The following is a 13,629-nucleotide window of genomic DNA, read 5'->3' on the forward strand; positions in this document are numbered from 1 at the left end:
ACCGGCTTGCAGTCAACGGCTTTGAACCAGGCGGAACGACAGCAGCAGCGGGTCGTGGTCGGAACTGCGCCAGGGCCCGGCGGCGCCGGCGCGATAGCCGGCCGCCAGCGGTTCGTCGGCGTTGCTGTGCCATTCCACGGCGCCGCGCAGGCGTGCGGCCAGGCCGGGGCTGAGCAGGGCGTGGTCGAGGCGGCCGAGTTCGCCGTCGTAGACATAGCTGTAGGGGCGGGCGACCTTGGCCACCGCGAAGGCGTCGCGCCAGCCCGCGTCCTTCAGCGTGCGGACTGGCTCTTCTTCGGCGTAGGCATTCAGATCGCCGAGGATGACCGCAAGATCGCTGCCGGATTTCGTGGGATCGGTTTTCAGCCAGGCGTCCAGGCGGCGCGCCGAATCGGTCCGCAGGGCGTTCCAGCAGGCGGCGCCGTCGCCCTGGTCGCGGTCCGCGCCCTGGGCCTGGCCACAGCCCTTGGACTTGAAGTGGTTGGCCACGACCGCGAACGCCGGGCCGGCCGGGCGGCCGCGGCGCAGCGAGACGAAGGCCTGGGCCAGCGGCACCCGGCTGCCGGCGCCGAACGGGCCGCCTTGCAGGGTGGCGGCGGCGCCGCGCGGCGCGACCCGGCTGGCGCGGTAGATCATGCCGACCCGGATCTGATCGTCGCCGGGGCCGCGCGCGTCGGCGGCGCAGGGGCGGCAGGGGGCGACGTAACGCCAGTCGCCGCCGTCGCGGTTGAGGCGTTCGACCAGTTGCGCCAGGGTCGAGTCGGGGCCGTAGCCGTCGTTCTCCAGCTCCATCAATGCGGCGATGTCGGGCTTCAGGCTCTGGATCGTGACGGCCAGTTTGTCCTGCTGCAGTTGGTATTCGGCGGCGTCGCGGGCGCCGCGCGGGGTCGGGAAGCCGCCGCCGCGGCCGTCGCCGTTGAACAGGTTTTCCAGATTGAAGGCGGCGATGCGCAGGTCGTTGGCGTCGCCGGCCTGCGGCGCGGGTTCGCGCGCGGCCGGGTGCAGGGTCGGGGTGGCGGTCAGCTGCAGGCGCCAGGCGCCGTCGCGCGCGTCGAGCACGCCTTCGACGCCTTCCAGGGTGCTGCCGCTGCGGGCTTGGGCATAGCCGGGCGGGAGCACGCCGCTGTCCAGCGCCGGTGCGCCGGCGATGCGGCCGTCGTCCAGCCACAGCCGGCGCCGGGCGTTGTCGGCGGCGACCGCGCGCGCGGCCTCGCTGCCGGGGGCGGCGCGTTCGCCGGGCTGCCAGAGCGGGCCGTCGAAGGCGACCAGGGCGCGTCCTTCCTTGAGGATATCGCCGGTGTCGGCCAGGGTCAGGCGCCGGCCGATGCCGATGCGCATGCCGGCATAGCGCGACCAGTCCGCGGGCGGCGCGTCCAGCACCAGGGTTTCGGCGCGGCCGGCGCCGAGAGCGCGCGCGGCTTCGGGTTCCAGCGCGGTGAGGCGGCTGCCGCGGCCGGTGTCGAGCTGGGTCGCGCGTCCGAACACGCGCACGCGATCGCCCACGTGCAGCGACACCTCCGGGGTGGCGGGCACGAACACGGCGTCGGAGGTGGCGTCGTCGCCGTCGCCGGCGTCCTGCACGAACCAGCCGACGAAACCGTCGTCCTCGCCGGTGAGGGCGGCGGTGACCGTGCCTTCGATGGTCAGCCGGGTTCCTTCCAGCGGGCGGCTGGCGTCGCGGCCGTGCAGCGCGCCGATCGGCGTCGTGGCTGCGGCATCGGCGAGCGGATCGCGCTGCAGGCTCGCGCAGGCGGACAACAGCAGGCAGGGCAACAGCAGGGCGGCGGAACGGGGGCGGAAGGCAGGCATCGCGGAGGCGCCACGGAGAGGTCGCGCATTATCGAACGGATCGGGCGGCTTCCGTGTTGCAGGCGGCGAACGGACCGATCCGGATTGCCGGTCGCGGAAACGACGACGCCGCCCGAAGGCGGCGTCGCAGGCAGCGCGATGCGGCGGCGCTTACTTGAGGTTGCCCAGCATCCAGTCGACCGTGGCCGCGACCTGCTCGTCGGTCAGGGCCGGGTTGCCGCCCTTGGGCGGCATGACGCCGGAGGTGCCGGTGAAGCCCTCGATGGCGTGCTTGTGCAGGGTGTCCTTGCCCTTGGCCAGGCGCGGACCCCAATGCGCCTGATCCAAGGTCGGTGCGCCGCCGGCGCCGGACTTGTGGCAGCCCGCGCAGAGGCTGTCGAAGATCACCGCGCCGTCCTTGGTGCCGCCGTAGGCGACCTGCGAGGCGGCCTTGGCCGCGGCGGCCGCCTTGGCGGCGGCCTGGGCCGAGGCGCCGGTGCTGCCGGCGTAGACCGCGCCGACCGGAGCGATGCGCTGCTCGGTGCGCTTGACCGTGGCCGGATCGATCTCCGGCGGGATCTGCTGGTGCACGTAGTACGCGGCGATCATCAGCCCGAGGGTGACCAGCATCAGGAAGCCGATCACCATCGAGAATTTCTTCAGGAATTCGAGGTCGTAATTGCGCACGATCCACCTATTGCGCATACCCGTCGGGGGCATGCGGAGCCATCAACAAGAACCGCACCCAGGGTGCGGCCGCGCGCCAGTATAAAGCCGGCTCCCCTGCCCGTAGGCATGGGAATGGCGCGCCCGGAGGGATTCGAACCCCCGACCAATGGCTTCGGAAGCCACTACTCTATCCGGCTGAGCTACGGGCGCCTGGCTGAGATCCCGCCGCTCCGACCGATGAAAGTCGGGACCGCGCGGGACCGGCATTCTAGCCGCAAACGCAGGCGCAGGTCGCGCCGCGGCGGCGATCGGCCGCGCTCGCGACGCGCTGGCCGGCCTTGGTACTCTGATCGGATGAGTTACGAGCGCTACGAAAGCCCCGAACCGGCACCGCTTCCGGCCTGGAAAGTGCGGCTGCGGCTGTACTGGAAGCTGGTCCGCGGCGACCGCCCGATCGGCTGGCTGCTGCTGCTGTGGCCGACCTGGTGGGGCCTGTGGATCGCCGCGCGCGGGGTGCCGCCGCTGTGGACCTTGTTCGTGTTCAGCGCCGGGGTCTGGCTGACCCGCGCGGCCGGTTGCGTGATCAACGACTACGCCGACCGCTGGCTGGACCCGCATGTCGAGCGCACCAAGGACCGGCCGCTGGCGACCGGCGCGGTGCGCGGACGCGAGGCGCTGCTGGTGTTCGCCGTGCTGATGCTGGCCGCGTTCGCGCTGGTGGCGACGATGAACCGTCTGACCGTGCTGATGAGCGTGGTCGGCGTGGTCCTGGCCGCCAGCTATCCCTACCTCAAGCGCTACACCTACCTGCCGCAGGTCTATCTGGGCATGGCCTTCGGCTGGGGCATTCCGATGGCGTTCGCGGCGGTGCAGGGCGAAGTGCCGCCGGTGGCCTGGCTGCTGTACGCGGCCAACATCCTGTGGGCGACCGCCTACGACACCTGGTACGCGATGGTCGACCGCGAGGACGACCTGCGCATGGGCTCCAAATCGACCGCGATCCTGTTCGGCGAAATGGACCTGATCGCACAGGGCGTGCTGTACGCCTTGTTCCTGGCCGCGCTGGGCCTGGCCGGGCAGCGCGCCGGCTTGGGCGTCTGGTACTACGGCGGCCTGGGCCTGGCGGCGCTGCTGGTGATCTACGAATTCGCGATCGCGCGCGGCCGCGACCGCGCCGGCTGCTTCAAGGCCTTCCTGCACAACCACTGGGTCGGGCTGACGGTGTTTGCCGGCCTGGCCTTGGACTACGCCCTCGGCGGCGGCGCCTGAAGCCGCGCACTGGACACGCTCCGCATGCGGTAGCCGTGCCTAGAATCGCCGCATCGTCCGCCAATGGAGTGCCGCGACGCGTCGTCTGCCTGAGTCCGTCCTGTGTGCCGTACCCGTGCCGGGATCGCGCCGCCAACGCCGCCGGCTCGGCCCTGAGCGCGCATTCCGGCGCTGCGCGACAGCGGTGCCGGACGCCGGAGCGACCGGCGATGTGAGGACCAGTTCAGGTTTTCTTGCCCAGTATTTGTGGCACTGGTCACGCTACAGGGGGATCCATGACTCATGGCCGTTTGCTTCGCGGCCTGACCGCGCTCGCCGCCGCCTGCCTTGCCCTGCCTGCCGCCGCGCAGGTCCAACGCAGCTTCGTCAACATCGGTTTCGAAGCGCCCGTGCTCGGCAACGGCACCACGGCCTGCTATGCGCTGATCCCGGAAGCCGCGGTTCCCGGCTGGACCACGACCCATCCGGTCGGCACCGCCAACGGCAGCTGCGTGCCGCCTGCCTGGGCCGGCACCAGCGGCCGCCTGATGGAGCTGTGGGCCAACAGCTTCAACGGCGTGCCCGCGCGCGAAGGCCGCCAGTTCGCCGAACTCAACGCCGCCGCGACGTCGCGCATGTACCAGAACGTGTGCATGATCAACGGCGAGCGCATCGACTGGGTGTTCAGCCACCGCGGCCGCTCCAGCGCGACCGTGCGCGATGTGGCCGAGATGAAGGTCGGCGCGTCCTCGACCGTGATCCGGGTCGGCACCACCACCAACGGCAGCTTCAATACGCCGATTGTGTCGCAAGGCACCGCGGCCACGCCGGTCGCCGGCGGCAACGGCTGGGTCGACTACAGCGGCAACTTCACCTACGCCGGCGCCACCGGCACCAACAGCCTGGGCTTCGAGTCGATCAGCACCGCCGGCGGCGACCTCACCGTAGGCAACTTCCTGGACGCGATCCAGCTGGTGCTGCGCCCCTTCGTCGAATTCGACCAGCCCAGCAGTTCCTCGCCCGAAGCCAGCGGCGGCAACCTGCCGGCGCTGCGCATCAACGGCATCGTTCCGGCCGGCGGGCTGAGCGTGCAGGTGCAGGTCACCGGCGGCAGCGCGACCCTGGGCGTGGACTACACCACCCCCGGCAACGCCACGACCTTCACCGTCGCCGTGCCTGCCGGCACCTACGACGGCGGCGCCGGCAGCATGATCGCGCTGCCGATCGCGATCGCCAACGACGCGCTGGCGGAAGGCAACGAGACCATCGACCTGCGGATCTCGCCGCCCAGCGGTTCGCCGCTGCCGTTCCTGCTGACCTCCGGCACCAGCTGCGGCGCCGCGGCGCAGAGCGTGCGCAGCTATACGATCACCGACGACGACGCCAGCTTGGCCATCACCAAGAACGCTGCGGCTCCCGTGGTCGTGGCCGGCAGCGCCGACCTGTCCGACATCCGCTACACGGTGGCGGTCAGCAACCCCAGCATCGTCGCCGCCAGCTACAGCCTCACCGACACGCCTGGCCTGGATCCGGACGCGAGCGTGGTGTCGGCCAGCTACAGCCTCAACGGCGGCGCCGCGACGGCGCTGGCCGGCAGCGGTCCGTGGCTGCTGCAGGGGCAGTGGCGCAACCTCAACGCCGGACAGACCGACACCTACACGATCGACGTGCGGGTGCGGATCAACCGCGGCGGCAGCACCGGCAACGACGCCTGCGCCGCGCCCAGCGTCGCCGGCCAAGGCCTGCACAACGCCGCGCGCGCGGTGCTGCGCGGCCTGGTAAGCAATACCGACTTCGACGCCAGCGCCTGCCGTCCGACTCCGACCCCGGTCTGGGTCAGCCTGAGCAAGCAGTTGCAGGGCCGCGTCGGCGCCAGCGACCAGGCGACGGTGCGGATCTACTCCGGCGGCGTCCTGGCCGCCAGCGCCACGACCACCGGCGGCACCGCGCCGGCCAGCGCCGGCACCGGTACCGTGGTCCTGGCCCCGGGCAGCACCATGCAGTTCGAAGAGGCGATCCGGACCACGCCGGCCGGCGCCGACCAGGCGCCCAGCGCCTACCGCGTGTCGCTGAGCTGCAGCAGCGCGACCGTCGGCTCGGCGACCGTGCTGCCGTCCGGCGCGGGCAACAACGTCGGCAACCGCCAGCAGTGGCCCGAGTTCTCGCCCAGCGCCGGCGACGACCTCAGCTGCACCATCGTCAACGCCCTGCGCCAGGCCGACCTGTCGATCAGCAAGAGCGACGGCGCCGCGACCTACACCCCCGGCGGCACCGCCAGCTATACCCTGACCGTGATCAACAACGGCCCCGATGCGGCCAACGCCGCGCAGATCAACGACAGCCTGCCCAACGGCGTGACCTTGAGCGGCCCCTGGTCGTGCGTGGCCAGCGGCGGCAGCTGCCCGTCCTCGGGCGGCAACGCCGGCGACAGCGTGGTGAACCTGAGCGTGAACCTCAACAGCGGCGGCAGCGCGACGGTCACGGTGCCGGTGCGGTTCGCCGCGAACGCGACGGGCTATTGAACGGCGCGGGCCGGCTTGCGGTCGGCCCGGCGACCCCTGCGACGGTTCGCGCGCCATAACGCAGCGATCGCTCAGAAGCCCGGCGTTCCTGCCTCGCCTCCGGCGGCTGCGAGACGCTCGAGGCGATGTCGGTCGCACAGCGCGCCGAAACCTGCCCTGTGGGAGCGACGTGAGTCGCGATTGCGTGGTGGCCGAATGGCGCGGTCGCGACTCACGTCGCTCCTACACGAAGCCGCTTCGCAGGCGATGGGTGGTTGCTCGCTTATTCGACAAAGCGCCGGTGTGTGGGTTTCGCGGTCGCGGCTTGCGCCGCTTCTACCTCGCTTCCGGCCTTGGCTGCGAATTGCCCGAGGCGATGGCGCTCGCACAGCGCACCGAAACCAGCCCTGTGGGAGCGACGTGAGTCGCGATTGCGTAGTGGCCGATTGGCGCGATCGCGACTCACGTCGCTCCTACACGAAGCGTGCTCGCGGGCGGTGGATGGTTGCTCGCGGTCGGCGGAGCGCCGGTGTGCGGGTTTCGCGGTTGCAGCTCGCGCCGCTCCTGCCTCGCCGCCGGCCATAGCTGAGAATGGATGCCGAGGCGATGGCAGTCGAACAGCGCACCGAAACCTGCCCTGTGGGAGCGACGTGAGTCGCGATTGCGTAGTGGCCGACTGGCGCGGTCGCGACTCGCGTCGCTCCTACACGAAGCGGGTTCGCAGGCGGTGGGTGGTTGCTCGCTTGGTCGGCGGAGCGCCGGTGTGCGGGTTTCGCGGTCGCGACTCGCGCCGCTCCTGCCTCGCCTCCGGCCATAGCTGAGAATGGATGCCGAGGCGATGGCAGTCGCACAGCGCACCGAAACCTGCCCTGTGGGAGCGACGTGAGTCGCGATTGCGTAGTGGCCGACTGGCGCGGTCGCGACTCACGTCGCTCCTACACGAAGCGGGTTCGCGGGCGGTGGGTGGTTGCTCGCGGTCGGCGGAGCGCCGGTATGCGGGTTTCGCGATCGCGACTCACGTCGCTCCTACACGAAGCGGGCTCGCGGGACGTTGGAGGCATCCCGGTCGGTCTACGACGCGGTCGCGCTGCGACTAAAGTGCTAGCGGCGCCGCGCGTCGCGCGGCCGACAATGACGTTGCCGCTGCCTGGAGCCGCCGATGACCGCCACCGCACCGAACGCCTCTGCCGCCAGCGACGGCCCGCTCGCCCGCTTCGCCCTGCGCAGCGCGGCCTGGGCCGAGCGCTGGTTCCCCGATGCCTACGTGTTCGCCGCCTTGGCCGTGGTCGTGGTCGCGATCGCCGCGCTGGGGTTCGGCGCCACGCCCAAGGCCACCGCGACCGCGTTCGGCGACGGCTACTGGAGCCTGATCCCGTTCACCATGCAGATGGCGTTCGTGGTGATCGGCGGCTATGTGGTCGCGACCGCGCCGGCGGTGGCGCGCCTGATCGACGCGCTGGCGCGGGTGCCGCGCAGCGGCCGCGGCGCGATCTGCTACGTCGGCCTGCTGAGCATGCTGACCTCGCTGCTGAGCTGGGGCTTCTCGCTGGTGTTCGGCGGCCTGCTGGTGCGCGCACTGGCGCGGCGCGAGGACCTGGACATGGATTACCGCGCCGCCGGCGCCGCCGCCTATCTGGGTCTGGGCGCGGTCTGGGCGATGGGGCTGAGCTCGTCGGCCGCGCAGCTGCAAGCCAATCCGGCCAGCATGCCGCCGGCGCTGCTGGCGATCACCGGCGTGCTGCCTTTCAGCCAGACCATCTTCCTGTGGCAGTCGATCGTGCTGACCGCGGCGCTGATCGGCGTGTCGCTGATCGTGTGCTACGTCACCGCGCCGCGTGGCGCCTCGGTGCGGCGCGCCAGCGCGTTCGGCGCCGACCAGGGCCCGGCCACGCCGACCCTGCCGCCGCGCACGCGTCCCGGCGAATGGCTGGAATACAGCCCGCTGATCACCCTCGCCCTGGCCGCGCTGGGCCTGGGCTGGCTGGTCTACGAGTTCGCGAGCAAGCCCGCGGTCACCGCGATCGCCAGCCTCAACACCTACAACTTCCTGTTCCTGACCCTGGGCCTGGGCCTGCTGCATTGGCGGCCGCGCAGTTTCCTGGACGCGGTCGCGCGCGCGGTGCCCAGCACCACCGGCGTGCTGATCCAGTTCCCGCTCTACGGCGGCATCGCCGCATTGCTGACCTCGGCGCCGGGCCACGGCGGCGAGACGCTCGCGCATCATCTGTCCAGCGTGTTCGTGCGCATCGCCAGCGCCGAGACCTTCTCCCTGGTGATGGGCGCCTATTCGGCGGTGCTGGGTTTCTTCGTGCCGTCCGGCGGCGGCAAATGGATCATCGAAGCGCCGTACGTGATGCAGGCGGCGATCGACCTGAAGGTGCACCTGGGCTGGGCGGTGCAGGTCTACAACGCCGCCGAGGCGCTGCCGAACCTGATCAATCCGTTCTGGATGTTGCCGCTGCTGGGCGTGCTGGGCCTGAAGGCGCGCGACATCGTCGGCTTCACCTTCGTGCAGCTGCTGGTGCACATCCCGCTGGTGCTCGGCCTGCTGTGGGCGTTGGGGCTGACGCTGACCTACCAGGCGCCGGTGATGCCGTAAGCGATCGTTCGGCTTCTCAAGCCGGCCGCATAGTTCCTTCTGCCGTTTGCGGCGCGCGAGGGCGTCGTTGCTGTCGCCGTCAATCACCAACCCACCCGCGACTCACCGCTCCAGGCTCGGCCGCCGCTGCGTAGGATCGCCCGTCATCGCCGTATAGATTTGGTCCGCCTCCTCGGCCGTGATCCCCGACAACAGCATCCCCGAGGAGAACACCCCGCGGTTCACGGCCACGCTCAGCACGCGCTCCTGCGCGACCCAGGCGATGAGTTCCCCTATCTGCTCTTCGCTTACCGAGCGCACGCGGTCCTGCACTTCAGGCTTGAAGTCGAGCTGGATCGCGTAGCCGCCGCCGATATCGATCACCTTCGACACCGCGGCGATGTGCTGGGCGGACAGCAGCGGACGGCGGCGCAGATAGACCGTCTGCCCATCCGGGCCTTTGCGCTCCAGACAGCCCGGGCAGGGCTCGCGCGAAGCCGAATGCAGGCCGACATCGGCGCGCGGCGCATGGGTGATCGGTTCCTGCGGCCGCCACATGCAGCCGGCGAGCGCGATCGGCACGAGAACCGCGATCGCGAGCGCTGTGCTGCGTACAGCCGTGCTGCGCAAAAAAGATGCCTGCATGGTGATATTCCGTGCCCCAGGGTGCCGGCGAGCATAGCCGAGGCCGCCCGCCCGCCATCGCAAGGGCGATCCGACGCGCGCCCTGTGCTTAAAATCGCGCCATGGAGATTTCAACGATAGCGAACATCCTCGGCATCTTCGGCGGCGTGGTACTGATCGGCAGCGGCCTGTGGCGCTTCGCGCGCTACCTGCGCCAGCGCATCGCCGAGATTCGGCGGGCGAGCGAGCAGGGCCGGGCGCTCGCGCGCGAACTGGCCTCACGTGCGACCAACCCCGAGCGCCGCGCCGACATTCACGCCTACCTGGCGCTGCGCGCGATCGAGTTCGAGGGCGAACACACCCGCGAGGCGGTGTATATGAGCGCTATCGGCGTGGTGGTGATCGGCCTGACCATGGTTTCGTTGCAGACCGTGCGCAGCAGCGGCCTGCCCTGGTCCGATCCGTGGGTGATCGCGCTGATGGCCACCCTGGCCGGCTTGTACGCCATGGTGGGCGTACTGCTGTTCTACGGTCGCGTACTGCGCCAGCTCCGGGGCGGCTGGCAGCAAGGCGCGATGGACGCCATGAACGCCAAGATCGGCAAGCACCTGGCGGACTGAGCGCGGTGCGCGACGGGGTCGGCCGTTCTTCGCGCCGATCAACCGCCCCGATCACGGCACCCGCGCGCAGACCCAAGCCTCCACCCTCGCCACACCTGCGCGCCGCAAAGCCGCGGCCGCCGCATGCAGGGTCGCGCCGGTGGTCATCACATCGTCGATCAGCAGCACTCGCGCCGGCACCGCGCCCGCAAAACCGGCGGCGAACGCGCCGCGCAGATTCCGCCGCCGCGCCAGCGCGCCGAGGCTGGATTGCGGCGGGGTGTCGCGGACCCGCTGCAGCGCCCGATCCAACAGCGGCAGGCCCAGCGCCCGCGCCAGGGGTCGGGCCAGTTCGCGGGCCTGGTCGTAGCCGCGTTCGCGCAGCCGGGCGCGCGCCAGCGGCACCGCGATCAGGGCGGTCGCCGCGGCCGCGGCCGGGCGCCGCGGATCGTCCAGCATCAGCGCCGCCAGCAAGCGTCCCGCGGCCAGGTCGTCGTGGAACTTGAGCCGCGGCAGCAGCCGGTCCAGCGGCGCGGCGTAGACAAAGGCGGCACGGGCCGCGTCCAGTGCCGGCGGGCGGCGGAGGCAGCGCCCGCACAGGTTGGCCGGGGCCGGCAGCGGGATCGCGCAGCGCCCGCAGGCGCTGCGGTTCCAGGGCAGGGTGCCGGCGCAGGCCCGGCACAGGTCGCGGCCGCCGGCGCCGCGCTCGCCGCAAACCAGGCAGCGCGGCGGCCACAGCCCACGCCCGAGCCGGGCCAGGCGCCCGTCAACCTCAGCGGAGGGGATTTGGTTGACAGCGTCGTCCATGCTTTCCAGACTGCCGCTCCTGCCCCGTGTCGTCTGCCGGAAAACCTCCATGTCCGTTGTCAGTGAAGTCCCCGTCGCCGAGTCGGCCGTCCCGCCCCCGCGGGCCCTGCGCCACGACTGGTCGCGCAGCGAAGTGCGCGACCTGTTCGATCTGCCGTTCCCGGAACTGCTGCACCGCGCCGCCAGCGCCCACCGCGAGAATTTCGACGCCACCGAGGTCCAGGTCAGCACCCTGCTGTCGGTCAAGACCGGCGGCTGCCCGGAGGATTGCAGCTACTGCCCGCAGGCCGCGCGCTACCACACCGGCGTAGACGCGACCAAGCTGATGAGCACCGAGGCGGTGCTGGAGAAGGCCAAGCAGGCCAAGGCCGCCGGCGCCTCGCGCTTCTGCATGGGCGCGGCCTGGCGCTCGCCCAAGGACCGCGACATCCCGAAGGTCGCGGCGATGATCCGCGAAGTGAAGGCGCTGGGCCTGGAAACCTGCGCGACCCTGGGCATGTTGTCGGGCGATCAGGCCAAGTCGCTCAAGGCGGCCGGCCTGGACTACTACAACCACAACCTCGACACCGCGCCGGAGTTCTACAACGAGATCATCCACACCCGCGAGTTCCAGGACCGCCTGGACACGCTGGCGCACGTGCGCGACGTCGGCATGAAGACCTGCTGCGGCGGCATCGTCGGCATGGGCGAGTCGCGCAACCAGCGCGCCGGCTTGCTGCAGACCCTGGCCAACCTGCCCGCGCACCCCGATTCGGTGCCGATCAACCGCCTGGTCCAGGTCGAAGGCACCCCGCTGGCCGGCACCGCCGAGCTGGACCCGTTCGAATTCGTCCGCACCGTCGCGGTCGCCCGCCTGCTGATGCCGCGCTCGATGGTGCGCCTGTCGGCCGGCCGCGAGAGCATGTCCGACGAGTTGCAGGCCTTATGCTTCCTGGCCGGCGCCAATTCGATCTTCTACGGCGAAAAGCTGCTGACCACCGGCAACCCCGACACCGAGCGCGACCTGGCCCTGTTCGAGCGCCTGGGCTTGCGGCCGATGCAGGTTGTCGAGGACCATGCCGATAACGGCGGCGGCACCGTACACGCCGACATCGTCGAAACCGACGCGTCGCCCGCCCACTCCTGCGCAGCCTGACCACCATGCAACGAGCGCAATGGCCCGAACGCATCGCCGCCGCGCGCGAACAGCGCGAGGCGACCTCGCGCACCCGCGTCATGCGCACGGTCGCGCACCGCGACGGCGCGCGCTGCGAAGTCGACGGGCGCAAGCTGCTCAATTTCTGCGGTAACGACTACCTCGGCCTCTCGCAGCACTTCGCCGTGGTCGGCGCGCTGCAGGACGCGGCCTCGCGCGAGGGCGCCGGCGGCGTCGCTTCGCACCTGGTCTGCGGCCACCACGCCATCCACGAAGCGCTCGAGCGCGAGATCGCCGACTGGCTGGGCTCGCCGCGCGCGCTGCTGTTCGGCAGTGGTTTCCTGGCCAATCTGGCCGCGGTCCAGGGCCTGCTCGGCGAGGACGACGTCTGCGTCCAGGACCGGCTCAACCACGCCAGCCTGATCGACGCCGCGCGCCTGGCCGGCTGCCGCCTGCGCCGCTATCCGCACGCCGATGCCGAAGGCGCGATCCGCCAGCTGCGCAGCGTGCCCGAAGGCATGGCGATGCTGGCCAGCGACGGCGTCTTCAGCATGGACGGCGACATCGCGCCGCTGCGCGACCTGGCCCTGATCGCGCGCGCGCAGAAAGCGCTGCTGTACGTCGACGACGCCCACGGCGTGGGCGTACTCGGTCCCGACGGCCGCGGCGCGGTCGCGGCGGTCAAACTGTCGGTGCGCGAAGTGCCGCTGCAGCTGGCGACCTTCGGCAAAGCGCTCGGCAGCTACGGCGCCGCGCTGCACGGCGACGCCGACCTGATCGGCCATCTCGCCGAAACCGCGCGCAGCCACGTCTACACCACCGCGCTGCCGCCGGCGCAGGCCGCGGCGACCCTGGCCGCGGTCAAGCTGGCGCGGCACGAACACTGGCGCCGCGAAAAGCTCGGCGAACTGGTCCAGCGCTTCCGCGAAGGCGGGCGCAAACTCGGCCTGGAACTGCAGCCCTCGACCACGCCGATCCAGCCGGTGGTCTGCGGCGACGACGCGCGCGCGATCGCGATGGCGCGTTCGCTGGAAGAGAGCGGCTACTGGGTCGCGGCGATCCGCCCGCCGACCGTGCCCGAAGGCCGCGCCCGCTTGCGCGTGACCCTGTCGGCGCTGCACACGCCGGCCGATGTCGACGGCCTGCTCGATGCGCTGGCGCGCGCCGCCGAACGCGTCGGCCTGGCGCGCGAACCGGCCGCCGCGACGACGACGGCCGGGCTGCGCGCCACGCCCGCACCATGACCGCGGCGCCCGCCGCCGCGCGTCCGGCCGCCCAGCGCGACCTGGCGCAGATGCTCGCCAGTCTCGAGGTCGCGCAACGCGCGGGCGAATACGTGTTCGTCGCCAGCCCGCAACACGATCCCGCCCTGGCCGCGCTCGCCCACGCCAGCGTGCGCGAGGACGAAGGCGCCAGCTATGTGCTCGCACGCGCCGACGCCGATGCGCGTGCGCTCGACTACGGTTTCGTCGCCGCCTGGCTGAGCCTGACCGTGCATTCGGCGCTGGACGCGGTCGGCCTGACCGCTGCGGTGTCGAGCGCGCTGAGCGAACGCGGCATCGCCTGCAACGTGATCGCCGGTCTGCATCACGACCATCTGCTGGTGCCGGCCGAACGCGCCGCCGACGCGGTCGCGGCCCTGGCCGCGCTGCGGCGCCCGGCCGACGCGCTCTGAGGGCG

General features: G+C 71.5%; 11 protein-coding genes and 1 tRNA gene. 7 read left to right on the plus strand and 5 right to left on the minus strand.

Annotated elements, in window-relative coordinates; all coding sequences use genetic code 11:
* Window positions 1-12 precede the first annotated feature (12 nt).
* The 3 genes from ASD78_RS00060 to ASD78_RS00070 all read right to left on the minus strand — a co-directional run bounded on the left by ASD78_RS00060 (window position 13) and on the right by ASD78_RS00070 (window position 2,667).
* Window positions 13-1,809 carry an ExeM/NucH family extracellular endonuclease gene (locus tag ASD78_RS00060; RefSeq protein ID WP_056097644.1) on the minus strand — a complete coding sequence of 599 codons (1,797 nt, stop codon included), beginning with the start codon at window positions 1,807-1,809 and terminating at the stop codon, window positions 13-15.
* 150 nt (window positions 1,810-1,959) lie between these two features.
* A complete protein-coding gene (locus tag ASD78_RS00065) occupies window positions 1,960-2,475 on the minus strand; it encodes a c-type cytochrome (protein WP_056098120.1) in 516 nt (171 codons plus the stop codon).
* 115 nt (window positions 2,476-2,590) lie between these two features.
* A tRNA-Arg gene (locus ASD78_RS00070) sits at window positions 2,591-2,667 on the minus strand.
* A 144-nt stretch (window positions 2,668-2,811) separates the two neighbouring features.
* Between ASD78_RS00070 and ubiA the strand changes: the two genes are divergently transcribed.
* The 3 genes from ubiA (at window position 2,812) to ASD78_RS00085 (ending at window position 8,805) form a co-directional block, all read left to right on the plus strand.
* Window positions 2,812-3,726: a 4-hydroxybenzoate octaprenyltransferase gene (gene ubiA, locus ASD78_RS00075; RefSeq protein ID WP_055907245.1), complete on the plus strand. Its 915-nt coding sequence runs from the start codon at window positions 2,812-2,814 to the stop codon at window positions 3,724-3,726.
* A 275-nt stretch (window positions 3,727-4,001) separates the two neighbouring features.
* A complete protein-coding gene (locus ASD78_RS00080; RefSeq protein WP_082575350.1) occupies window positions 4,002-6,227 on the plus strand; it encodes a DUF11 domain-containing protein in 2,226 nt (741 codons plus the stop codon).
* 1,138 nt (window positions 6,228-7,365) lie between these two features.
* On the plus strand, window positions 7,366-8,805 hold the full coding sequence (locus ASD78_RS00085; protein ID WP_056097648.1) for a TIGR00366 family protein: 1,440 nt from the start codon (window positions 7,366-7,368) through the stop codon (window positions 8,803-8,805).
* 102 nt (window positions 8,806-8,907) lie between these two features.
* On the opposite strand, the gene ASD78_RS00090 is transcribed toward ASD78_RS00085, so the two are convergent.
* Complete coding sequence (locus ASD78_RS00090) at window positions 8,908-9,429, minus strand: hypothetical protein (protein WP_156087500.1); 522 nt, start codon at window positions 9,427-9,429, stop codon at window positions 8,908-8,910.
* Window positions 9,430-9,530: 101 nt separating this feature from the next.
* On the opposite strand from ASD78_RS00090, the gene ASD78_RS00095 reads away from it, so the two are divergent.
* On the plus strand, window positions 9,531-10,028 hold the full coding sequence (locus ASD78_RS00095; protein ID WP_056097651.1) for a hypothetical protein: 498 nt from the start codon (window positions 9,531-9,533) through the stop codon (window positions 10,026-10,028).
* Window positions 10,029-10,079: 51 nt separating this feature from the next.
* Here the strand turns inward: ASD78_RS00095 and ASD78_RS00100 are convergent, their stop codons facing one another.
* Window positions 10,080-10,814 carry a double zinc ribbon domain-containing protein gene (locus ASD78_RS00100; RefSeq protein WP_056097652.1) on the minus strand — a complete coding sequence of 245 codons (735 nt, stop codon included), beginning with the start codon at window positions 10,812-10,814 and terminating at the stop codon, window positions 10,080-10,082.
* Window positions 10,815-10,863: 49 nt separating this feature from the next.
* Between ASD78_RS00100 and bioB the strand changes: the two genes are divergently transcribed.
* Genes bioB through ASD78_RS00115 form a run of 3 tightly spaced genes read left to right on the plus strand, consistent with a single transcriptional unit; the run spans window position 10,864 to window position 13,624 of the window.
* A complete protein-coding gene (bioB, locus tag ASD78_RS00105; RefSeq protein ID WP_056097654.1) occupies window positions 10,864-11,949 on the plus strand; it encodes a biotin synthase BioB in 1,086 nt (361 codons plus the stop codon).
* 5 nt (window positions 11,950-11,954) lie between these two features.
* Complete coding sequence (gene bioF / locus ASD78_RS00110) at window positions 11,955-13,193, plus strand: 8-amino-7-oxononanoate synthase (RefSeq protein WP_055907265.1); 1,239 nt, start codon at window positions 11,955-11,957, stop codon at window positions 13,191-13,193.
* Window positions 13,190-13,624, plus strand: coding sequence for an ACT domain-containing protein (locus ASD78_RS00115; RefSeq protein WP_055907268.1), 435 nt, complete (start codon window positions 13,190-13,192; stop codon window positions 13,622-13,624). The genes bioF and ASD78_RS00115 overlap by 4 nt, the downstream gene beginning before the upstream one ends.
* Window positions 13,625-13,629 lie beyond the last annotated feature (5 nt).

Origin of the sequence: Lysobacter sp. Root667, from assembly GCF_001427715.1 — a bacterium.
In the GTDB taxonomy this organism is placed as follows: domain Bacteria; phylum Pseudomonadota; class Gammaproteobacteria; order Xanthomonadales; family Xanthomonadaceae; genus Lysobacter.

Coding starts and splice junctions, on each gene's coding strand:
- ASD78_RS00060 (WP_056097644.1), bottom strand. CDS start 1,809: ATGCCTGCCTTCCGCCCCCGTTCCGCCGCCCTGCTGTTGCCCTGCCTG.
- ubiA (WP_055907245.1), top strand. CDS start 2,812: ATGAGTTACGAGCGCTACGAAAGCCCCGAACCGGCACCGCTTCCGGCC.
- ASD78_RS00080 (WP_082575350.1), top strand. CDS start 4,002: ATGACTCATGGCCGTTTGCTTCGCGGCCTGACCGCGCTCGCCGCCGCC.
- ASD78_RS00085 (WP_056097648.1), top strand. CDS start 7,366: ATGACCGCCACCGCACCGAACGCCTCTGCCGCCAGCGACGGCCCGCTC.
- ASD78_RS00090 (WP_156087500.1), bottom strand. CDS start 9,429: ATGCAGGCATCTTTTTTGCGCAGCACGGCTGTACGCAGCACAGCGCTC.
- ASD78_RS00095 (WP_056097651.1), top strand. CDS start 9,531: ATGGAGATTTCAACGATAGCGAACATCCTCGGCATCTTCGGCGGCGTG.
- ASD78_RS00100 (WP_056097652.1), bottom strand. CDS start 10,814: ATGGACGACGCTGTCAACCAAATCCCCTCCGCTGAGGTTGACGGGCGC.
- bioB (WP_056097654.1), top strand. CDS start 10,864: ATGTCCGTTGTCAGTGAAGTCCCCGTCGCCGAGTCGGCCGTCCCGCCC.
- bioF (WP_055907265.1), top strand. CDS start 11,955: ATGCAACGAGCGCAATGGCCCGAACGCATCGCCGCCGCGCGCGAACAG.
- ASD78_RS00115 (WP_055907268.1), top strand. CDS start 13,190: ATGACCGCGGCGCCCGCCGCCGCGCGTCCGGCCGCCCAGCGCGACCTG.